The 19,454-nt window shown below is 71.1% G+C and carries 19 protein-coding genes; 6 read left to right on the forward strand and 13 right to left on the reverse strand.

The window, feature by feature from the left end; all coding sequences use genetic code 11:
- Window positions 1–10: 10 nt before the first annotated feature.
- Complete coding sequence (locus O6P37_RS17875; protein WP_269895345.1) at window positions 11–376, reverse strand: hypothetical protein; 366 nt, start codon at window positions 374–376, stop codon at window positions 11–13.
- Window positions 377–496: 120 nt separating this feature from the next.
- On the opposite strand from O6P37_RS17875, the gene rbpA reads away from it, so the two are divergent.
- A complete protein-coding gene (gene rbpA / locus O6P37_RS17880) occupies window positions 497–835 on the forward strand; it encodes an RNA polymerase-binding protein RbpA (protein ID WP_264015750.1) in 339 nt (112 codons plus the stop codon).
- A 7-nt stretch (window positions 836–842) separates the two neighbouring features.
- Here rbpA and O6P37_RS28565 read toward each other — a convergent pair whose 3' ends face one another.
- From O6P37_RS28565 to O6P37_RS17895, 4 genes are read right to left on the reverse strand one after another with little or no spacing between them, the layout of a single operon-like run.
- Window positions 843–1,637 carry a polyprenol monophosphomannose synthase gene (locus O6P37_RS28565; protein WP_408633195.1) on the reverse strand — a complete coding sequence of 265 codons (795 nt, stop codon included), beginning with the start codon at window positions 1,635–1,637 and terminating at the stop codon, window positions 843–845.
- Entirely contained in the window at window positions 1,634–3,529 is a 1,896-nt protein-coding gene (gene lnt / locus O6P37_RS17885; RefSeq protein WP_408633196.1) for an apolipoprotein N-acyltransferase, read from the reverse strand. Before lnt ends, O6P37_RS28565 begins: the two co-directional genes overlap by 4 nt.
- Window positions 3,522–5,114 carry an amidohydrolase gene (locus tag O6P37_RS17890; RefSeq protein WP_269895346.1) on the reverse strand — a complete coding sequence of 531 codons (1,593 nt, stop codon included), beginning with the start codon at window positions 5,112–5,114 and terminating at the stop codon, window positions 3,522–3,524. The genes lnt and O6P37_RS17890 overlap by 8 nt, the downstream gene beginning before the upstream one ends.
- Window positions 5,115–5,129: 15 nt before the next feature.
- Entirely contained in the window at window positions 5,130–5,636 is a 507-nt protein-coding gene (locus O6P37_RS17895; protein ID WP_269895347.1) for an FxsA family protein, read from the reverse strand.
- Between the two features lie 104 nt (window positions 5,637–5,740).
- On the opposite strand from O6P37_RS17895, the gene O6P37_RS17900 reads away from it, so the two are divergent.
- Window positions 5,741–6,391: a dienelactone hydrolase family protein gene (locus tag O6P37_RS17900; protein WP_408633201.1), complete on the forward strand. Its 651-nt coding sequence runs from the start codon at window positions 5,741–5,743 to the stop codon at window positions 6,389–6,391.
- Here O6P37_RS17900 and O6P37_RS17905 read toward each other — a convergent pair.
- The 7 genes from O6P37_RS17905 to O6P37_RS17935 form a co-directional block, all read right to left on the reverse strand.
- Window positions 6,388–6,771, reverse strand: coding sequence for a PPOX class F420-dependent oxidoreductase (locus O6P37_RS17905; protein WP_269895348.1), 384 nt, complete (start codon window positions 6,769–6,771; stop codon window positions 6,388–6,390). The genes O6P37_RS17900 and O6P37_RS17905 overlap by 4 nt on opposite strands.
- A gap of 1 nt (window position 6,772) precedes the next feature.
- Window positions 6,773–7,171 carry a PPOX class F420-dependent oxidoreductase gene (locus O6P37_RS17910; protein ID WP_269895349.1) on the reverse strand — a complete coding sequence of 133 codons (399 nt, stop codon included), beginning with the start codon at window positions 7,169–7,171 and terminating at the stop codon, window positions 6,773–6,775.
- 9 nt (window positions 7,172–7,180) lie between these two features.
- Window positions 7,181–10,765, reverse strand: coding sequence for a cobaltochelatase subunit CobN (cobN, locus tag O6P37_RS17915; RefSeq protein ID WP_269895350.1), 3,585 nt, complete (start codon window positions 10,763–10,765; stop codon window positions 7,181–7,183).
- Between the two features lie 280 nt (window positions 10,766–11,045).
- The gene (locus tag O6P37_RS17920) at window positions 11,046–12,023 is read right to left on the reverse strand and encodes a glycine betaine ABC transporter substrate-binding protein (protein WP_264015742.1); all 978 of its coding nucleotides are present in this window, start codon (window positions 12,021–12,023) and stop codon (window positions 11,046–11,048) included.
- Window positions 12,020–12,790 carry an ABC transporter permease gene (locus tag O6P37_RS17925; protein ID WP_269895351.1) on the reverse strand — a complete coding sequence of 257 codons (771 nt, stop codon included), beginning with the start codon at window positions 12,788–12,790 and terminating at the stop codon, window positions 12,020–12,022. The genes O6P37_RS17920 and O6P37_RS17925 overlap by 4 nt, the downstream gene beginning before the upstream one ends.
- A complete protein-coding gene (locus O6P37_RS17930) occupies window positions 12,787–13,977 on the reverse strand; it encodes an ATP-binding cassette domain-containing protein (RefSeq protein WP_269895352.1) in 1,191 nt (396 codons plus the stop codon). Before O6P37_RS17930 ends, O6P37_RS17925 begins: the two co-directional genes overlap by 4 nt.
- The gene (locus O6P37_RS17935) at window positions 13,974–14,621 is read right to left on the reverse strand and encodes an ABC transporter permease (RefSeq protein ID WP_269895353.1); all 648 of its coding nucleotides are present in this window, start codon (window positions 14,619–14,621) and stop codon (window positions 13,974–13,976) included. The genes O6P37_RS17930 and O6P37_RS17935 overlap by 4 nt, the downstream gene beginning before the upstream one ends.
- A 170-nt stretch (window positions 14,622–14,791) precedes the next feature.
- On the opposite strand from O6P37_RS17935, the gene O6P37_RS17940 reads away from it, so the two are divergent.
- On the forward strand, window positions 14,792–15,703 hold the full coding sequence (locus tag O6P37_RS17940; RefSeq protein ID WP_269895354.1) for a TauD/TfdA dioxygenase family protein: 912 nt from the start codon (window positions 14,792–14,794) through the stop codon (window positions 15,701–15,703).
- 2 nt (window positions 15,704–15,705) lie between these two features.
- Here the strand turns inward: O6P37_RS17940 and O6P37_RS17945 are convergent, their stop codons facing one another.
- On the reverse strand, window positions 15,706–15,966 hold the full coding sequence (locus O6P37_RS17945) for a hypothetical protein (RefSeq protein ID WP_269895355.1): 261 nt from the start codon (window positions 15,964–15,966) through the stop codon (window positions 15,706–15,708).
- 246 nt (window positions 15,967–16,212) lie between these two features.
- Here O6P37_RS17945 and cobG point away from each other — a divergent pair, with 246 nt between their 5' ends.
- Genes cobG through O6P37_RS17960 form a run of 3 tightly spaced genes read left to right on the forward strand, consistent with a single transcriptional unit; the run spans window position 16,213 to window position 19,446 of the window.
- Window positions 16,213–17,337: a precorrin-3B synthase gene (cobG, locus tag O6P37_RS17950; protein WP_269895356.1), complete on the forward strand. Its 1,125-nt coding sequence runs from the start codon at window positions 16,213–16,215 to the stop codon at window positions 17,335–17,337.
- A 4-nt stretch (window positions 17,338–17,341) separates the two neighbouring features.
- Window positions 17,342–17,968, forward strand: a complete 627-nt coding sequence (locus O6P37_RS17955) for a precorrin-8X methylmutase (protein WP_269895357.1) — start codon at window positions 17,342–17,344, stop codon at window positions 17,966–17,968.
- On the forward strand, window positions 17,965–19,446 hold the full coding sequence (locus tag O6P37_RS17960) for a precorrin-2 C(20)-methyltransferase (protein WP_269895358.1): 1,482 nt from the start codon (window positions 17,965–17,967) through the stop codon (window positions 19,444–19,446). The genes O6P37_RS17955 and O6P37_RS17960 overlap by 4 nt, the downstream gene beginning before the upstream one ends.
- Window positions 19,447–19,454: the final 8 nt, after the last annotated feature.

Here is a 19,454-nt window from a genome sequence, read left to right on the forward strand (position 1 = left end):
CGGGGCCAAACTAGCGCCAGCCGTCAGCCGCCTTGGCCGCCCGCACGAGTTCGTCACAGAGCTTGCGCAGCTCGTCGGACTCGGCGCCCTCGTCCAACGCGATCGCGACATCCTCTGCGGCGCAACGCACCTGGTAGACCCGGTCGGAGAGCTGCGCGGCCTCGTCCGCGGTCAGCACCACGGCGTCCGGCGCGACTGCGCTGCCCTTGACCATGGCCCGCTGCTCGTAGGCGCGCTGACGGCAGGACTGTCTGCAGTACTGGCGCCGCCTGCCCATCCCGGCGTCGGCCACCTCGCGGCCGCACCAGCGGCAGGGTTGCAGACGGCGACGTCTGACATCGTCGCGATGCTCGCGGCTACGCACTTCAGGCCCCACGGTGGTCGACTGTAGACGGCCCACGGCGCGGTTCCCGGTATCCTGGGGGTCGAGTCGGGAACTCAACGGGCACCGACCGCGTTGATGATCCGGCAACTTACACATCGAGGAGTGTTGACGATGGCTGATCGCGTCCTGAGAGGCAGTCGCCTCGGAGCCGTGAGCTACGAGACCGACCGCAACCACGACCTGGCGCCGCGTCAGGTGGCTCGCTACCGAACCGACAACGGCGAGGAGTTCGACGTCCCGTTCGCCGACGACGCCGAGATCCCCGGCACCTGGCTGTGCCGCAACGGCATGGAGGGCACCCTGATCGAGGGTGACGTGCCGGAGCCCAAGAAGGTGAAGCCCCCGCGCACCCACTGGGACATGCTGCTCGAACGGCGTTCGGTCGACGAGTTGGAAGAGCTGCTCAAGGAGCGCCTGGACCTGATCAAGTCCAAGCGCCGCGGCAGCTGAGCACCCGCTAGCGGACGATGCCGCGGGCGCGATCGAGGCGCCCGCGGACACCCCAGGTGGCGACCTTGAACATCGCTTCCCGGATGTTGGACCCGCTCATCTTGGACACGCCGAGTTCTCGTTCGCTGAACGTGATCGGCACCTCCACCACGACGAAGCCCTGGTTGATCGCGCGCCAGGTCAGGTCGATCTGGAAGCAGTAGCCCTTCGAGTCCACCGCGGCCAGATCGATCTTCTCGAGTACCTCGCGGCGGTAGGCCCGGTACCCGGCGGTGATGTCGTGGATGTCGACACCCAGCAGCACCCGGGCATAGGTGTTGGCGGTCTTCGACAGGGCGTAGCGCCGCCGCGGCCAGTTCCGGATCGTGCCGCCTGGGACGTACCGCGACCCGATCGCCACGTCGGCGCCGCCGTCGACGGCCTCCAGCAGCCGGTGCAGCTGTTCGGGTGCGTGGCTGCCGTCGGCGTCCATCTCCACCAGCACCGAGTACTGCCTGCCCAGTCCCCAGGCGAAACCGGCCAGATACGCCGCTCCGAGCCCGTCCTTGCTGGTGCGGTGCATGACGTGCACCCGGTCGGGGTCGGCGAGCGCGAATTCGTCGGCCAGCTCACCGGTGCCGTCCGGGCTGCCGTCGTCGACGATCAGGATGTGCACGCCGGGGCAGGCCTGGTGTACGCGGCCGACGATCAGCGGCAGGTTCTCCCGCTCGTTGTAGGTCGGGATGATGACAAGCGCGCGCTGACTCGGCCGGGTGGCGCCGCCGGCACCCTCCCCCGGCCGCGCTCCACCAGGGACAGTCATGTGAGTCCTCCGTCGTTGCCGCCCTCGTCGGACGGGCTGTTCCCGGTCTTCCCGGCCCTCTGCCGGCGCCGTCTGATCGCCGATACGAACGCTCCATTGTGCAGCATGGCCGCCAGCACCGACGCGACGCCGACCGCGATGATCACGGCCTGCACGATGGGTCCCCAGCGGGTGGCGGGTGTGAGCTGCGTCTTCAGCCTGATCTGCTGATCGAGGTAGGCCGGCTCGAAGAACCCGGTCCGCGCCAGCTCACGTCCGTCGGGGGCGATCATCGCGCTGATGCCCGTGGTGCCCGCGACCACCACGAACCGGTCGTGCTCGACGGCGCGCAGCCGGGCGAACGCCAACTGCTGCTCGCTCATCGGCTCGGTGAACGTGGCGTTGTTCGACGGCACCGCCAGCATCTGCGCGCCGGCCAGCACCGACTCCCTCGCGGCCCGGTCGAAGATCACCTCCCAGCAGGTGGTCACCCCGACGGGAACGCCGGCCGCGTGCACCACCCCGTTGCCGGAGCCGGGGATGAAGTAGCCGGCCCGGTCGGCGTAGGGCGACAGCTTGGAGAAGAAGCCGCGCCACGGCAGGTACTCCCCGAACGGCTGCACGATCCGCTTGTCGTGCCGTTCGGCGGGTCCGGTTCCGGGCTGCCACACGATCACCGAGTTGGTGGACACCGGGTTCTCCGGGCGGTAGCCGGGGGCCCTGACGACGCCGCCGACCAGGATCGGTGCGTCGATGGCGTCGGCGGCCGCGGTGATCTGCTCCGCGGCGTCCGGATTGGCCAGCGGGTCGATGTCCGAGGAGTTCTCCGGCCAGATGACCAGTGCCGGGTGCGGCGCACGGCCGGCCCGCACGTCCTCGGCCAGCCGCAGCGTCTCCTGCACGTGGTTGTCGAGGACCGCGCGGCGCTGGGCGTTGAAGTCCAGCCCGAGCCGCGGCACGTTGCCCTGCACGGCGGCGACGGTGACGGCGGGGTCGTCTCCGGCGCCGACCCCGGAGTGCCGGACCTGCGGGGCGACCAGCGCGGTGCCCAGCAGTGCCGCGCTGATGCAGATGCCGGGCAGCACGACGGCGGGCAGCGCGGTGTGCGTGTCGTCCTCGTGGTGCCACCAGCGGACGGCCTCGACGACGATCGCGGTCAGGCAGAAACCGGTCAGCGCGACCGCGAAGGACAGCAGCGGCGCACCGCCGGCCCGCACCAGCGGCAGCAGCGGTCCGTTGGTCTGACTGAAGGCCACCACACCCCACGGGAACCCGCCGAACGGCACCGTCGACTTGAGCCACTCCTGGCCCACCCAGAGCGCCGCCAGCCAGAGCGGCAGGCCGGGCAGCCGCCGCACCAGCACCGCGACGGCGCCGAACAGCCCGGGGAACAGGGCCTGCACCACGGCCAGCGCCAGCCACGGCACGGGGCCGACCAGCCCGCTGATCCACGGCAGCAACGGCACGTAGAACACCGTGCCGAACAGCACGCCGTAGCCGAATCCGCCGGCGACCGTCGTCGACGGTCGCATCAGCGTCCACCCCAGCAGGGCGAACGCGACGACCGCGGCCCACCACCAGCCGAACGGCGGGAAGCTCAGGCACAGCAGCATCCCGCCGACGGCGACCGAGCCCAGCTGCGCCCACCGCGACAGCACGGCCGGGCCCGCGCCGCGGGCGATGCGGGTCAGCCGCGACGGCTGCGTGTGCCGCTCCGCCCGGTGCGCGCGCGAACGTGGGGCAACGTCCTCGCCGAAGGATTCCCGGCGGGCGGCCTCGTCGCCGGAACTCTCCTCGACGGTCTCGTTCGGGCCGGTGTCGAGGTCGTCGGAATCGGTGTCGACGGGGACCGCGGGGATCACGTCGGTGTCGTCCATCGCCCGGCGGCGACGGCGGCGCGGTGGGTCAGCCATGGATGACGGCACCTCGGTGGACGGTCTGGCGGCACCTCGGCGACGGGTCGCCCGGCGCCAGCCTCGGCAGCGCCGGGACCCGGGACCGCGGGTCGGTGGACCAGCGCGCCACACCGTCGGCCGGCGCGCTCACCGTCAGGTCGTCGGCGTCCCAGACCGCGTAGGAGGCGGGCGCTCCGGGGACCAGGGTGCCGGTGACGCCGTCGTTGACGCCTGCGGCCCGCCAGGCGCCCCGGGTCGCGGCCGCGAAACCGGCCCGCAGCGACACCGCGCTGCCCGGTGTCCGGTGTGCGCTCGCGGCGCGGACCCAGCCCCAGGGATCCAGCCCGGTGACGGGGCTGTCCGAGCCGAAGGCGAGGGGCACGCCTTGGGATGCTAACAGCGCGAACGGGTTGAGCCCGGCGGCGCGATCCGGGCCGAGCCGCTGGGCGTACATGCCGTCGGGTCCGCCCCAGAGGGCGTCGAAGGAGGGCTGGACACTGGCGTGCACACCCCACGACCCCAGCAGCGTGGCCTGCTCGGCGGTGACCATCTCCAGGTGTTCGAGGCGGTGACCGCAGCGCGCGACCGCGGGCGCGCCGACCCGCTCGACGATGCGGGCCAGTGCCTCGACCACCGCGCCGACCGCGGCGTCACCGATCACGTGGAAACCCGCGGTGATCCCGGCGTCGGTGCATGCGGCCAGGTGCGCGGTGATCTCGCCGGCGTCGAGATAGGTGTTGCCGCAGCTGTCCGGCGCGTCGGCGTACGGCGTGTGCAGCCAGGCCGTTCGCGACCCCAGGGCGCCGTCGACGAACAGGTCGCCGGCCAGTCCGCGCGCCCCGGTGCGGTCGAGGAGGTCGCGGGCCGCACCGGGGCTGCTGACCGCTTCACCCCAGTACCCGACGACGTCGACACCGTGCGTCAGGTCGCGGACGGCGAGCCAGTCGTCGAGGCCGCCGATCTGCGGACCGGCGCACTCGTGCACCGCGACGATCCCGCCGGCGGCGGCCGCGTCGAGGGCTGCCGTCTGCGCGTCCCGGCGCTGCCGGGCGGTCAGGTGCCCGCGCGCGGCGGCCCGCACCCGGTGGTGGGCGTCGGCGGTCAGCGGCAGCTCGGCGGAGAACCCTGCGGCGTCCTCGACCCCCGGGGCCGACCGGCGCAGCGCCGTGGTGGCCGCCGCGGAATGGACGTCGACGCGGGACAGGTACGCCGGCCGTTCCCCGAGCAGCCCGTCGAGGTCCGAGGTGCTCGGCGGGCGGCGTTCCGGCCACCCGGACTCGTCCCAGCCGTGTCCCCAGATCACTCCCTCGGGGTGGGCCTTGGCGTGGTCGGCGACCATCGTCAGGCAGTGCCGCAGCGACGTCGTCGTACGCAGGTCGAGCCCGGTCAGCGTCAGTCCGGTCGCGGTCAGGTGGATGTGGCTGTCGACGAATGCCGGCGCCACGAACCCGCCGTCGAGGTCGACGACGGAGGCATCGGGGAACTGAGCCCGGCCGACGTCGTCGGCGCCGAGCCAGACGACGGTGTCGCCGCGGACCGCCATCGCGGTGGCGTCGGGCATGGCCGGGCTGTGTATCCGCCCGCCCGATAGCAGTGTCGTCACCACGAGTCCGACACGCTAGTCGGGCTTGCGCTCCACGACCTCGGGCAGGGCGGCCGAAGCGGTGCCGGGCGGGGTGTCGTGGACGTCGACGACCTCGCCGTCGATGTAGCCCCCGTCGCGGTAGTCCCGGCTGTAGGGCGGCATGCCCGCCACGGTGACCACGGGGACACGGCCGAGACGCCGGGCGGCCATCGCCGTCGCCGCGGGCCGGACGGCGGCCCTTGTCGGCGGCAGCAGTAGCAGCGCGCCGAGCACCGACGAGGCGACGCCGGGAATCGCCACCAGCACCGTGCCGAGCGCGACGAGCGCGCTGTCGGTCACGGCGCCGCGGGCCGACGCGGCGGTCATCCCGGACTGCAGCCTGCCGATCTGGCGCCGCAGCTGCGAGCCGGCCAGCGCCAGGCCGAGCACGAAGGTGGCGAGCACCAGCAGGAGTGTCCAGCCGAACCCGATCGTCGACACCAGCGCGACGAGCACCGCCAGTTCGACGACCGTGTAGAGCAGGAACAGCCGCATCATCATGATCGGACAACGTTCCGCACGGCGCCGGGGTTCCGTAGATTGATCACGTGGTAGACGACGTGCGCGACATCAAGATCACCGCACCGAACGGTCCCCTCGAGGCCATGGTGTCCGTGCCCGACGGTTCCGGTCCGTGGCCGGGCGTGGTGGTGGTGCACGATGCCATCGGCTACAGCCCCGACAACCGCAGGACGACCGCGCGGATCTGCGCCCAGGGGTACGTGACCATCACCCCGAATCTGTTCTCCCGCGGCCGGGTGCGGTGCATCACCAGCGCGTTCCGCAGCCTGTCTACCGGCACCGGCCCCACCGTCGACGACATCCTGGCCGCCCGGGAACACCTGCTCGCCATGCCCGAGTGCAGCGGGCCGGTCGGCATCGTGGGTTTCTGCATGGGCGGACAGTTCGCGCTGCTGCTGTCGCCGCGCGGGTTCGCCGCGTCGGCGCCGTTCTACGGCACGCCGTTGCCGCGCGGCCTCAACGAGGCGCTCGACGCGTCCTGCCCGGTGGTCGCGAGCTTCGGCAGGCGCGATCCGCTGGGCATCGGCGCGGGTGAACGCCTGACCAAGGCGGTGAAAGCCCGCAACATCACCGCCGACGTCAAGGTGTACCCGGACGTCGGCCACAGCTTCGCCAACCAGCTGCCCGCTCAACCGCTGCTGCGGATCACCGGATTCGGCTACGACGAGGCCGCCACCGAGGACGCCTGGTCGAGGGTGTTCGCGTTCTTCGACACGCACCTGCGCGCCGGTTAGGCCGCCCGCACCTCGATCGCCGCGTGCACCTTGTCCACGCCACCGCGGATCAGTGCCTGCGGAATCCACCACCAGGCGTGCCACCAGTAGCGCCGGGTCACCATGTCGAACACCCGCCGGGTCTCCGACTTCGGCAGGTTGCGGGCGATCGCCTCCACCGGTTCACCCTTGGGCTTGCCGAGCACGCCGCACTTCTGGATGGTCACCCGCGGAGTGTTGTTGATGCGCTTGGTTTTCCACGAGCCGTCGTCGGTGCTGATGAGCAGCCGGTCACCGTCGGGCACACCCCACACCGGGGTCGGCTTCGGCCTGCCGTCCTTGGTGAACGTGGTCAGCAGCAGGTACTTCTCGTTGTAGACGTCCTGGAACGTCGGAGCCATTTCAGCCCACCGCCTTCAATTCGATGGTGACGTTCTTCTTCAACCCGCCGTTGAGCTTGGAGAAGAACCCGAAGCCCTTGCCGAGCAGGCCGTAACGCCGGCCGATCGCGTCGTAGGTGGGTCCGTTGGCCGACTTGTCGAGGAGCGTCGCCGTCGCCTCGACCGCCTCGCCCTTGGGATTGCCGCTGCGGTCGCACTCGGCGATCGTGACCCGCGGGGTGTTGCGGATGCGCTTGACCTTCCAGGACTTCTCCTGGGTGATCACCACCAGCCCGTCGCCCGACGGCGCGGCCCAGATCGGTGTCGGCTTGGGCCTGCCGTCCTTGGTGAACGTGGTCAGCAGGATGTACTCGGCCTTGGCGACCTCAGCGAATGTGGGCACGACAGTCACCGTACCCATTCCGGCCGATCAACCCTCGAGGTCGCCCTCGGTCTCCAGCAGTACCTGGCGCAGGCCGTCGAGCGTCGCGGGTTCGGGCTGCGCCCACATCCCCCGGCCCGCCGCCTCCAGCAACCGCTCCGCCATCCCGTGCAGCGCCCACGGGTTGGACTCGGACATGAACTTGCGGTTCTCGTCGTCGAGGACGTACTCGCTGCTGAGCCGCTCGTACATCCAGTCGGCCATCACCCCGGCGGTGGCGTCGTAGCCGAACAGGTAGTCGACGGTGGCGGCCATCTCGAAGGCGCCCTTGTAGCCGTGCCTGCGCATCGCGGTCATCCAGCGGGGGTTGACCACGCGGGCACGGAACACCCGGGTGGTCTCCTCGCTCAAGGTGCGGGTGCGCACCGCGTCGGGGCGGGTGTTGTCACCGATGTAGGCCGCGGGGTCCTTGCCGGTGAGCGCCCGCACCGTGGCAATCATCCCGCCGTGGTACTGGAAGTAGTCGTCGGAGTCGGCGATGTCGTGCTCGCGGGTGTCGGTGTTCTTCGCGGCCACCGCGATGCGCCGGTAGTTCTGGTTCATGTCCTCGGTCGCCTGCCTGCCGTCGAGGCCCCGGCCGTAGGCGAATCCGCCCCACGCGGTGTAGACCTCGGCGAGATCGGCGTCGTCACGCCAGTTGCGGCTGTCGATCAGCTGCAGCAGGCCCGCGCCGTAGGTTCCCGGCTTGGAGCCGAAGATCCTTGTGGTGGCGCGACGTTGGTCGCCGTGCTCGGCGAGGTCGGCCTGCGCGTGGGCGCGCACGTAATTGTCCTCGGCGGGTTCGTCGAGGCCGGCGACGAGCGCCACCGCGTCGTCGAGCATCGTGACCACGTGTGGGAACGCGTCGCGAAAGAAGCCCGAGATCCGCACGGTGACGTCGATGCGGGGCCTGCCGAGCTCGGCCGGTGTGATGGCCTCGAGGTCGACGACGCGCCGCGACGCGTCGTCCCACACCGGCCGCACCCCCAGCAGCGCCAGCACCTCGGCGATGTCGTCGCCGGAGGTGCGCATGGCCGAGGTGCCCCACACCGACAGCCCGACCGATCTCGGCCAGCGGCCGTGGTCGTCGCGGTAGCGGGTCAGCAGCGAATCCGCCATGGCCACACCGGTTTCCCAGGCCAGCCGGGACGGCACCGCCTTGGGGTCCACCGAGTAGAAGTTGCGTCCGGTCGGCAGCACGTTGACCAGGCCGCGCAGCGGTGATCCCGACGGGCCTGCGGCGATGAAGCGGCCGTCCAGCGCGCGCAGCACCTGCTCGATCTCGGCCGACGTGCCTGCCAGCCGGGGCACCACCTCGGTCGCGGCGAACCGCAGGATGGCCGCCACCGCGGGGTCGTCGGTGATCCCGTCGACGGCGTCGGCGTCCCACCCCGACTGCTGCAGCGCGGCCACCAGTTCGCGGGCGGCGGACTCCGCGGCGTCGACGGCGGTGCGCTCGTCGTTGCCGTCCTCGGCCAGACCGAGGGCCTGCCGCAGCCCCGGCACCGTCTGCTCGCCGCCGAACAACTGCCGGGCCCGCAGGATCGCCAGCACCAGGTCGAGCTGCGACTCGCCCTCCGGCGGATGCCCGAGCACGTGCAGGCCGTCGCGGATCTGGACGTCCTTGATCTCGCACAGCCAGCCGTCGACGTGCAACAGCATGTCGTCGAACGAGTCCTCGTCGGGGCGTTCGGCCAGCCCGAGGTCGTGGTCCATCTTCGCCGCCCGCATCAGCGTCCAGATCTGCTGGCGAATGGCGGGCAGCTTCCCCGGATCGAGGGCGGAGACGTTGGCGTGCTCGTCGAGGAGCTGCTCGAGGCGGGCGATGTCGCCGTAACTCTCGGCCCGCGCCATCGGCGGGATCAGGTGGTCGACGAGGGTGGCGTGCGCGCGGCGCTTGGCCTGGGTGCCCTCGCCGGGGTCGTTGACCAGGAACGGGTAGATCAGCGGCAAATTGCCCAGTGCCGCGTCGGTGCCGCACGCCGCGGACATGCCGAGGGTCTTGCCCGGCAGCCACTCCAGGTTGCCGTGCTTGCCCAGGTGCACGACCGCGTCGGCCCCGAAGCCCGCGTCGAGCCAGTGGTAGGCCGCAAGGTAGTGGTGGCTCGGCGGGAGGTCGGGGTCGTGGTAGATGGCGACGGGGTTCTCCCCGAAGCCGCGCGGCGGCTGCACCATCAGCACGACGTTGCCCGACTGCATCGCGGCGATGACGATCTCGCCGTCGGCGTCGTGGCTGCGGTCCACGAACAGGTCCCCCGGCGGCGGCCCCCAGTGCTCGACGATGGCGTCGGTGAGTTCGGCGGGCAGGGTGGCGAACCACGCGCGGTAGTCGGCTGCGGCGATCCGGATCGGATTTCCCGCCAGCTGGCCCTCCGTCAGCCAGGCGGCGTCCTGGCCGCCCCGTTCGATCAGCGCGTGGATCAGCGCGTCGCCGTCGCCGGCCTCGACTCCCGGGAAGTCCCCGACGGCGTAACCGTGGGCGGCCATCGCGCGCAGCAGTTCGATGGCGCTGGCGGGGGTGTCGAGCCCGACGGCGTTGCCGATGCGCGCGTGCTTGGTCGGATACGCGGAGAACACCACGGCCACCCGCTTGTCCGGCGGCGCGACGGCGCGCAGCCGTGCGTGCCGGACGGCGAGGCCCGCCACCCGGCCGCAGCGCTCCGGGTCGGCCACGTAGGACACCAGGCCCTCGGCGTCGATCTCCTTGAACGAGAACGGGACCGTGATGAGCCTGCCGTCGAACTCCGGAACGGCCACCTGGGTGGCGACATCAAGCGGGGACATCCCGTCGTCGTTGGCGGCCCACTGCGCCCGGGAACTCGTCAGGCACAACCCCTGCAGGATCGGGATGTCCAGCGCCGCGAGATGGGCGACGTCCCAGGTGTCGTCGTTGCCGCCCGCGCCCACCGAGGCGGGTGTCGCTCCCCCCGCGGCCAGCACCGTGGTGACCATGGCGTCGGCAGCCCTCAGTGTGTCGAGCAGTTCGGCGGGCGCGGTGCGCAACGATGCGCAGAAGACCGGAAGTGGTTGCCCGCCTGCGAGTTCGATGGCCGAGCAGAGCGCGTCGACGTAGCCGGTGTTGCCGGCCAGATGCTGCGCCCGGTAGTAGAGCACGGCGACCGTTGGACCGTCGACGTCGGCGGCGTCGCGCTCGAGAACACCCCATTCGGGGGTGGATTGCGGTGGGGCGAAACCGAATCCGGTCATCAGGATGGTGTCGCACAGGAAGGCGTGCAGCCGGCGAAGGTTCTCCACCCCGCCCTGGGCGAGGTAGATGTGGGCCTGCAGCGCCACTCCGGCCGGCGTCGTCGAGCGACGCATCAGTTCGGCGTCGGGCGCCTGCTCCCCGGAGACGACCACGGCGGGCACCCCGCTGGCGACGACGGCGGCAATGCCGTCCTCCCATGCGCGGTACCCGCCGAGAATTCGTACGACGACGCAGTCGGCGCCGTCCAGCAACTCCGTCAGCTCACCGTCCACCAGGCGGGTCGGGTTGGCCCACCGGTACTGCGCGCCGCTGGCGCGTGCGGTGGTGAGGTCGGTGTCGGACGTCGACAGCAACAGGACGGTCGGATGACGGGACGGCTGGGCCACCCGTCATTCGTACCCCACCCGGGGTCAGCGGTCGTAGTTTCCCCAGCGCGCATGCCACGACTGCTGGTAGGGCAGTCCGATCGCGGCGATGAGGACGAACAGAGCGACGACGAGAGCGATGATGGTGAACATCGCGGCCCCCTTCCCTTGTATGCGATACCGGCGGTATCGCCTCACCTGAAAGGTACGGAGCCGCAGGGGCGAATCAAAGCGTTTGTGTGGAGGAGATCACACGCCCCGACAGTGTGAAGGACGTCACACCTGCCGGCGTTTCCGCGCTTCAGCGGTCCGTGACGAAGCCCTCGGCGATCATCCAGTCGCGGGCGACGACGGCCGGGTCACGGCCCTCGACGTCGACCTGCTTGTTCATCTCGATGATCGCGTCGTTCGTCAGCGCGGCCGTCACCGGCGCGGTCACCGCGGCGATCTCAGGATGTGCGTCGAAGAAGCCGCGCTTCATGGTGACCGACGGGTTGTAGTGGGCGAAGAACTGCTTGTCGTCGGTGAGCACCACCAGATCGAGGGCGGCGATCCGGCCGTCGGTGGTGAACACCTCGCCGAAGTCGCACTGCGTGGCGTCGGCGGTGGCCTGGTAGATGATGCCGACCTGCAGGATCGGCGTCTGGGCGCGGGCAGGGTCGAACCCGTAGGCGGCGGCCATCCCGGGGAAGCCGTCCTGGCGGGCGCGGAACTCGGTGTCCACACAGGTCTTCGCGGCGGCAGGATCGCGGCGCACCAGATCGGCGTACTGCGACAGGGTGCGCACCCCGGTCCGCTCGACCACGCGCCTGCTCGCGGCCAGCGCGTAGGTGTCGTCCATCGGTCCGGGCTCCAGCCACACCATGTCGTTGCGGGCGAGGTCCTCGTCGCGCACCGCCTCGAACTGCTCGCGGGTGTCCGGGATCGGCTTCTCGTTGCCGAGGTAGTTGATCCACGCGTTGCCGGTGAACTCGTAGGCGACGTCGACCTGTCCACGCAGTTGCGCCTCGCGGGTGCTGCGCGACCCGACGATCCCGGTCAGGTCGCGGACGTCGGCGCCGGCCGCGGCGAGGGTGTACTCGAGGATGTAGCCCAGGATGACCTGCTCGGTGTACTCCTTGGAGCCGACGGTGATCTTCACGCCCTGCAGCTCGGGCGCAGGCTCGATCGATCCGGGACCCACTTCGAACGGCACCGCGCTGCCCGACCCCAGGCCGCACCCGGACAACACCAGCACGACACACGACGCCAGCGCGACCAGCGCCCGCCGCGCCGTCACCGCAGGCCCTTGGGTCCGACGTAGAACTCCGCGAGGCCGCCGACCCAGTCCACGAGCAGCGCCAGGCACACCGCCAGCACGCTGCCAAGGATCAGCGTCACGTTGTCCTGAAGCTTGTAGCCGGTGTCGATCAGGATGCCCAGACCGCCGGCGTTGACCAGGAACGACAGTGTCGCGGTGCCGACCGCCAGCACCAGCGAGGTGCGCAGCCCGGCCAGGATGTAGGGCACCGCCAGCGGGAGTTCGACCCGCAACAGCAGCGCGGCGCGCGACATGCCCTGACCGAGTCCGGCGTCGATCAGCGACCGGTCGACCTGATCGATGCCGAGGATGGTGCTGGCCAGCACGGGCAGCAGCGAGTACAGCGCGATGGGCAGCACGCCGATCCAGAACCCGGTCCGCGCGGTGAGGAGGAACAGCAGCACCAGCAGGCCGATCGCCGGCGCGGCCTGCCCGATGTTCGCCACACCGATCACCAACGGCCGCAGGATCTTTGCGCCGGGACGGGTGACGAGCACGCCGAGCGGGACGCCGATGAGCAGGACGATGGCGGTGACGGCGCCGGTGATCAGCAGGTGCTGCCAGATCAGCGAGGCGACGTTCGCCGGGTTGATGTTCTCCTTCTGGGTGGCGGTCAGATCGCGGTTGAACGCCCAGAACACCACGGCCGCAGCCACGATGAGCACGAGCACCGGCTGGATGTAGAGCCGGACCCGCTCGGCCGCGGAGGCCTTGGGGGTGACGACGGTCTTGACGGCACTGGTCACGGTTCGTCGTTCCCGGTGGCCGCCTCCGCATCCGACCGCAGCGTGGTGATGGTCTCGATCAGGGTGTCCAGCGTGACGACCCCGACGTACCGGCTGCCGGGTCCGGCGACCACCGCTGAGGCGTGCTGTTCGGCCAGGATCGCCTCGAGGGCGTCCTCGAGTGTCGACTGCGTGCTGACCACGTCGAGCGGCTCGGCGACGTCGCTGAGCGAGCCGGCGTGCCGCAGCCGCTTCTCGCGCACCCAGCTGACCGGACGGTCACGGTCGTCGAGCAGCACCAGCCAGTCGAAGTCGGTCCCGGCCAGCGCGGTGCGGGCCTGTTCGACGGTGTCGTCGCGGTGCACGGCCGGGTGCGGTCGCAGTTCGACGTCCTTGACCCGCAGCAGGCCGAGCTGCCGCAGCGAGGCGCCGGACCCGACGAAGCCGGCGACGGTGTCGTCCGCGGGGCTGGCCAGGATGGTCTGCGGGGTGTCGTACTGCAGCACCTTGGACCGCTGCCCCAGCACGGCGATGCGGTCACCGAGCTTGACCGCCTCGCCGAAGTCGTGCGTGACGAAGACGATCGTCTTGCGGAGTTCGGTCTGCAGCCGCAGCAGCTCGTCCTGCAGCGTGCTGCGGGTGATCGGGTCCACCGCGCCGAACGGCTCGTCCATCAGCAGCACCGGCGGATCGGCGGCCAGCGCGCGGGCCACCCCGACCCGCTGCTGCTGGCCGCCCGACAGCTGGCGCGGATAGCGCTGCGCGTACTGCGCCGGCTCGAGTCCCACCATGTCGAGCAGTTCGTCGACCCGGTCGCCGATGCGCTTGCGGTCCCAGCCCAGCAGGCCCGGGACCAGGCCGACGTTCTGCCGGATCGTCATGTGCGGGAAGAGGCCGGCCTGCTGGATGGCGTAGCCGATCGAACGCCGGAGCTCCGTCGGCTTGATCGACAGCGCGTCCTTGTCGCCGATCTCGATGCGACCCGAGGTCGGTTCGGACAGCCGGTTGATCATCCGCATGGTGGTGGTCTTGCCGCAGCCCGACGGGCCGACGAAGACGACGATCTCACCGGCGGGGATCTCGAGCGAGACATTCTCCACCGCAGGGTCTTTCGAACCCGGATACACCTTCGACACGTTGTCCAGCAGGATCCGCACCCCGGTCGGATCCTGCTTGGTGGGGTTTTCGGCTGTCAGTCCGGTTGTCATCGGACACCTTTCGATGTGGTGAGGCGCCCGAGCAGGACGAGCAGGGCATCCAGCACAAGCGCCAGGATGACGATCAGCAGGGTGCCTGCGAGTGCCATCGGCAGTGCCGTGGGGCTGCCGACACGGGCCAGCCCGGCGAAGATCAGGTTTCCCAGACCCGGGCCCTTGACGTAGGCGGCGATGGCCAGCACGCCCATCGACATCTGGGTGCTCATCCGCATGGCCGACAGGATCGACGGCCAGGCCAGCCGGATCTCGACGCGGCCGAGGGTGCCGATCCGGCTCAGTCCGATGCCGCGCGCCGCGTCGGTGAGGGCGGGGTCGATCGCGGTGAGACCGACGATGGTGTTGCGGATGATCGGCAGCAGCGAGTACAGCACCAGCGCCGCGATGCTGGTGGCCACGCCGAGGCCGAACAGCGGGATGAGCAGGCCGAGCAGGGCGAAGGACGGAACGGTCAGGATGATGCTCGACGTCGTCGTGGCGAGGTTGGCGGCCAGCGGGCTGCGATAGGTCAGCACACCGACGGCCACGCCGATCACGGTCGCGATCAGCACGCTCTGCACCACCGCGCTGACGTGCTGATAGGAATCGAACAGAAGCTGGGATTGGTGGGAGGTCACGTAGTCCCACAGACCTCGCACGCCCACCTCCGCTGTAGGTTCGTCCCGCGTGTGCGCAGCACCCTACGCCCGGGGTGCCTGGCTGGTACCCGAACCCGACTAGATCAAAACGGCTCGGTGATGCCACCGGTTCGGTTCTCACTGAGTCAAACCCTGGGCCGGCGCGCGCCGTTGCGGAAGCGTCTGCGCCCGTGCGCGTGGTGAAATTGGGTGCCCGGATCGGAGCCCGCATCGATGGAATCCAGCTGAGCGGCGTGTCCGACGCGGGGACGGCGGCACGCATCAACGACGCGCTGCTCGAGCACAAAGTGATCTTCTTCCGCGAGCAACACGACCTGGACGACGACGGCCAGCTGGCGTTCGCGCGCAGGCTCGGGACGCCGACGACGGCCCATCCCACCGTGACCTCCCGCGGCGAGCGGGTGCTGCCCATCGACTCCCGCTACGACAAGGCCAACAGCTGGCACACCGACGTGACGTTCGTCGACCGCATCCCGAAGGCCTCGCTGCTGCGGGCGGTGACGCTGCCCGAGTACGGCGGAACCACCACGTGGGCGTCGACGGAGGCCGCCTACGACCGGCTGCCGGAACCGCTGCGGGCGCTGGTCGACAACCTGTGGGCGGTGCACACCAACGCCTATGACTACATCGCCGACGTCGAGACGCCTTCTGCGTCGGCGTCGGCCGCCGAGCGGCAGTACCGCTCGGAGTTCGTGAAGGACTACTACGAGACCGAGCATCCAGTGGTGCGGGTGCATCCGGAGACCGGACGCCGGGTGCTGGTGCTCGGGCACTTCGTCAAGAACTTCGTCGGCTTGAACTCCGCGGAGTCGGTCGCCCTTTTCGGCCTGCTGCAGGCCCGGATCACGAAGCTGGAGAACACCATCCGGTGGAACTGGGCGCCGGGCGACGTCGCGATCTGGGACAACAGGGCCACCCAGCACTACGCGGTCTCCGATTACGACGACCAGTTCCGCCGGCTCAGCCGGGTCACCCTGGCCGGCGACATCCCGGTGGACGTCCACGGCAGGCGCAGCAGGGTGATCTCCGGTGACGCGTCGCACTATTCGGCAGTGGTGACACCGATCGCGCTGGCCAGCTGAGGCTACAGCCGTCCCATCTCCCGCGACATCGCCGAGCGCTCCAGGAAGTCCAGGCGGGCGGGCGGATGCGTCCGCTGCGGGGTCTCGAACACCGCGTGCAGCCACTGGGCGAGTCGGTGTGCCCTGCCGGGCACCACGGGCGCGGCAGCCGCGGTCGAGAACAGCACCTGCTGCTCGGTGATCAGCACCTGCGTGGTCGGCTCCTGCGCGGCAGGCACGACCAACGGCATCGTCGCCACTGGTGCCGTTGACAGTTCGGTCATTTCATCTACCCCCTCGCGTCCGGACCACCCGGACTTGATGAAGCGAACGCTACGACTCAACCCCAGCTACCTCACGCGTAGTCGACTACCCGTGCGCGTGGCTATCAGGGATATCCCCATCAGCACTGCTGAGTGCTGTGGTATCCAAGTCCAGCTATCGCCGCTCCGGCGTGCCGGGTCGCCGATGCGAATCCTGGCTAACACCCGGTCGTGTCGTGCGGCGGGACTCCTAGAATGGTGAGACCGATGAGCCGACACCGTGACCAGGACGCCTGCCCCGGCGCACTCAGCGTGCACCGGGCCGCCGACGGCGCGCTGGCGCGCGTGCGCCTGCCCGGCGGCATGGTGACACCCGACCAGTTGCGGGCACTGGCTGGCGCGGCAAATGAGTTCGGCTCGCCCGCAATGGAACTCACCTCCCGCGGCAACATCCAGATCCGCGCCGTCACCGACACCGCCGCGCTCGCCGACGCCGTGGCCGCCGCAGGGCTGTTGCCGTCGGCCTCCCACGAACGGGTGCGCAACGTCGTCGCGTCGCCGTTGTCCGGCCGCGCCGGGGGCGCCGCCGACGTCCGCGCCCTGGTGAGCCTGCTGGACAACGGCATCCAGGCCGCGCCGGAACTGGCCGGCCTGTCCGGCCGGTTCTGGTTCGGCCTCGACGACGGCCGCGGCGACGTCTCCGGACTTGCCGCCGACGTCGGCGTGCACATGCTCGACGGCGAGACCGCCGCGCTGCTGCTGGCCGGCCGCGACACCGGAGTGCGGCTGTCCCCCGCCAACGTGGTCGCCACGCTCGTCACGATCGCCGAGCGGTTCGCCGCCTCCCGCGGAACATGCTGGCGCGTCGCCGAACTCGCCGACATCCAGCCCCTGCTCGACGGGTTCGACCGGCAGGCCCCGGCGGGCCGGACATGGCCGCCGTCGGCGCGGCCGCCCGTCGGGTGGCTGCCCCAGGGCGACGGCCGCGTCACCCTGGGCGCCGCGGTCCCCCTCGGAGTGCTGCAGGCCCGGGTCGCCGAATTCCTGGCCGCAATCGAGGCGCCGATGGTGATCACGCCGTGGCGTTCGGTGCTGGTGCACGACCTGGACGAGGGCGTCGCCGACGTCGCGCTGCGGGTGCTGGCGCCGATGGGCCTGGTCTTCGACGCGAACTCGCCGTGGCTGGACGTCAGCGCGTGCACCGGGAGCCCGGGGTGTGAGCGCTCCGCGGCGGACGTGCGTGCCGACGCCGCCGCCGCCGTCCACACCCCCGCCGAGGGCCACCGCCACTTCGTCGGCTGCGATCGCGCCTGCGGCAGCCCCGCCACCGGTGACGTGCTCGTGGCGACCGACTCCGGCTACCGGCGGCGGGTGTCGCGCACCGTAGGGTGAGCGCGTGCTCGACTACATCCGCGACGCCGCGGAGATCTATCGGCAGTCGTTCGCGACCATCCGCGCCGAGGCGGATCTGACCCGTTTCCCCGCCGACGTCGCGCGGGTGGTGGTGCGGTTGATCCACACCTGCGGCCAGGTCGACGTGGCCGAGCACGTGGCCTTCACCGCCGACGTCGTCGCCCGCACCCACGCCGCGCTCGCCGCGGGCGCCCCCGTGCTCTGCGACTCCTCGATGGTCGCCGCGGGCATCACCCGGTCCCGGCTGCCCGCCGACAACGAGGTGGTGTCGCTGGTCGCCGACCCGCGGGCGGCCGCACACGCCGAGCGCACCGGCAACACCCGGTCGGCGGCCGCGGTGGAACTGTGGGCCGAGCGGCTTGGCGGCGCCGTGCTCGCCATCGGCAACGCGCCGACCGCGCTGTTCCGGCTGCTCGAGCTGATCGACGCCGGTGCGCCGGTTCCGGCCGCGGTGCTCGGCGGGCCGGTCGGGTTCGTCGGCTCCGCGCAGTCCAAGCAGGAACTCGTCGACAACCCGCGCGGCATCGCCTATCTGATGGTGACCGGGCGGCGCGGCGGCAGCGCGATGGCGGCCGCCGCCGTCAACGCGATCGCGAATGAGCACGAATGAGGGGCACGCTCTGGGGTGTCGGCCTTGGACCCGGCGATCCCGAACTCGTCACCGTCAAGGCGGCCCGGGTGATCGGGCAGGCCGACGTGATCGCCTATCACAGCGCCCGGCACGGCCGCAGCATCGCCCGCGGCATCGCCGAACCCTATCTGCGCGACGGACAGATCGAGGAGCACCTGGTCTACCCCGTCACCACCGAGACCACCGACCACCCCGGCGGCTATGCCGGCGCCATCGAGGACTTCTACCGCGAGGCCGCCGAGCGGATCGCCGCCCACCTGGACGCGGGCCGCGACGTCGCGCTGCTGGCCGAGGGCGACCCGCTGTTCTACAGCTCCTACATGCACATGCACACCCGGCTCACCGAGCGCTTCGACGCGGTGATCGTGCCCGGGGTGACGTCGGTGAGCGCCGCGTCCGCGGCCACCGGCATCCCGCTCGTCCAGGGCGACGAGGTGCTGACCATCCTGCCGGGCACGTTGCCCGCCGACGAGTTGCGCCGCCGCCTCGCCGACACCGACGCCGCCGTGATCCTCAAGCTCGGACGATCCTATCCGGTTGTGCGGGAGGCACTTTCGGCGGCAGATCGGCTCGACGGCGCCTTCTACGTGGAGCGGGCGAGCACGCCGGCGCAGCGGGTGCTGCCCGCGGGTGAGGCGGACGCCGACGCCGTGCCCTACTTCTCGATCGCGATGCTCCCCGGTGGTCACCGCCACCCGCCGCTGCCCGCCGGCGTCGCCGTGGTGGGCCTGGGACCCGGTGACCCGGACTGGCTGACGCCGCAGAGCCGCCGGGAACTGGCCGCGGCCACCGACCTGATCGGCTACGCCCCCTACCTGGACCGGGTCCGCCCGCGCGCCGACCAGCGCAGGCACCCCAGCGACAACACCGACGAACCCGCCCGCGCCCGCCTGGCGTGCGAACTGGCGCAGCAGGGCCGCGCCGTCGCCGTGGTGTCCTCCGGCGACCCGGGGGTGTTCGCGATGGCCACCGCGGTGGTGGAGGAAGCCAAGCAGTGGCCCGGTGTCGAGGTGCGCGTCATCCCGGCGATGACGGCGGCGCAGGCCGTCGCCAGCCGGGTCGGCGCTCCGCTGGGCCACGACTACGCGGTGTTGTCGCTGTCCGACCGGCTCAAGCCGTGGGACGTGATCGAGAGGCGCCTGGCCGCCGCGGCCGCCGCCGATCTGGTGCTCGCCATCTACAACCCCGCGTCGAAGTCGCGGACCTGGCAGGTCGGTGCGGCGCGCGATCTGCTGCTGCGCCACCGCGACGCGGACACCCCGGTGGTGATCGGGCGCGACGTCGCCGGACCCGAGGAACGGATCACGGTGGTACGCCTGGCCGATCTGGACCCCGCCGACGTCGACATGCGCTGCCTGCTGATCGTGGGGTCCTCCCAGACCCAGTGGTACCGCGACGATTCCCACGGTGACGACTCCGGTGACCGGGTTTTCACACCACGGCGCTATCCGACCTGATAGGTACT

The organism is Mycobacterium hippophais, from assembly GCF_027529605.1.
Lineage (GTDB): Bacteria > Actinomycetota > Actinomycetes > Mycobacteriales > Mycobacteriaceae > Mycobacterium > Mycobacterium arseniciresistens.

Coding starts and splice junctions, on each gene's coding strand:
- rbpA (WP_264015750.1), top strand. CDS start 497: ATGGCTGATCGCGTCCTGAGAGGCAGTCGCCTCGGAGCCGTGAGCTAC.
- O6P37_RS28565 (WP_408633195.1), bottom strand. CDS start 1,637: ATGACTGTCCCTGGTGGAGCGCGGCCGGGGGAGGGTGCCGGCGGCGCC.
- lnt (WP_408633196.1), bottom strand. CDS start 3,529: ATGGCTGACCCACCGCGCCGCCGTCGCCGCCGGGCGATGGACGACACC.
- O6P37_RS17895 (WP_269895347.1), bottom strand. CDS start 5,636: ATGATGATGCGGCTGTTCCTGCTCTACACGGTCGTCGAACTGGCGGTG.
- O6P37_RS17900 (WP_408633201.1), top strand. CDS start 5,741: ATGGTGTCCGTGCCCGACGGTTCCGGTCCGTGGCCGGGCGTGGTGGTG.
- O6P37_RS17905 (WP_269895348.1), bottom strand. CDS start 6,771: ATGGCTCCGACGTTCCAGGACGTCTACAACGAGAAGTACCTGCTGCTG.
- O6P37_RS17910 (WP_269895349.1), bottom strand. CDS start 7,171: ATGGGTACGGTGACTGTCGTGCCCACATTCGCTGAGGTCGCCAAGGCC.
- O6P37_RS17930 (WP_269895352.1), bottom strand. CDS start 13,977: ATGACAACCGGACTGACAGCCGAAAACCCCACCAAGCAGGATCCGACC.
- O6P37_RS17945 (WP_269895355.1), bottom strand. CDS start 15,966: ATGACCGAACTGTCAACGGCACCAGTGGCGACGATGCCGTTGGTCGTG.
- cobG (WP_269895356.1), top strand. CDS start 16,213: ATGAGCCGACACCGTGACCAGGACGCCTGCCCCGGCGCACTCAGCGTG.
- O6P37_RS17960 (WP_269895358.1), top strand. CDS start 17,965: ATGAGGGGCACGCTCTGGGGTGTCGGCCTTGGACCCGGCGATCCCGAA.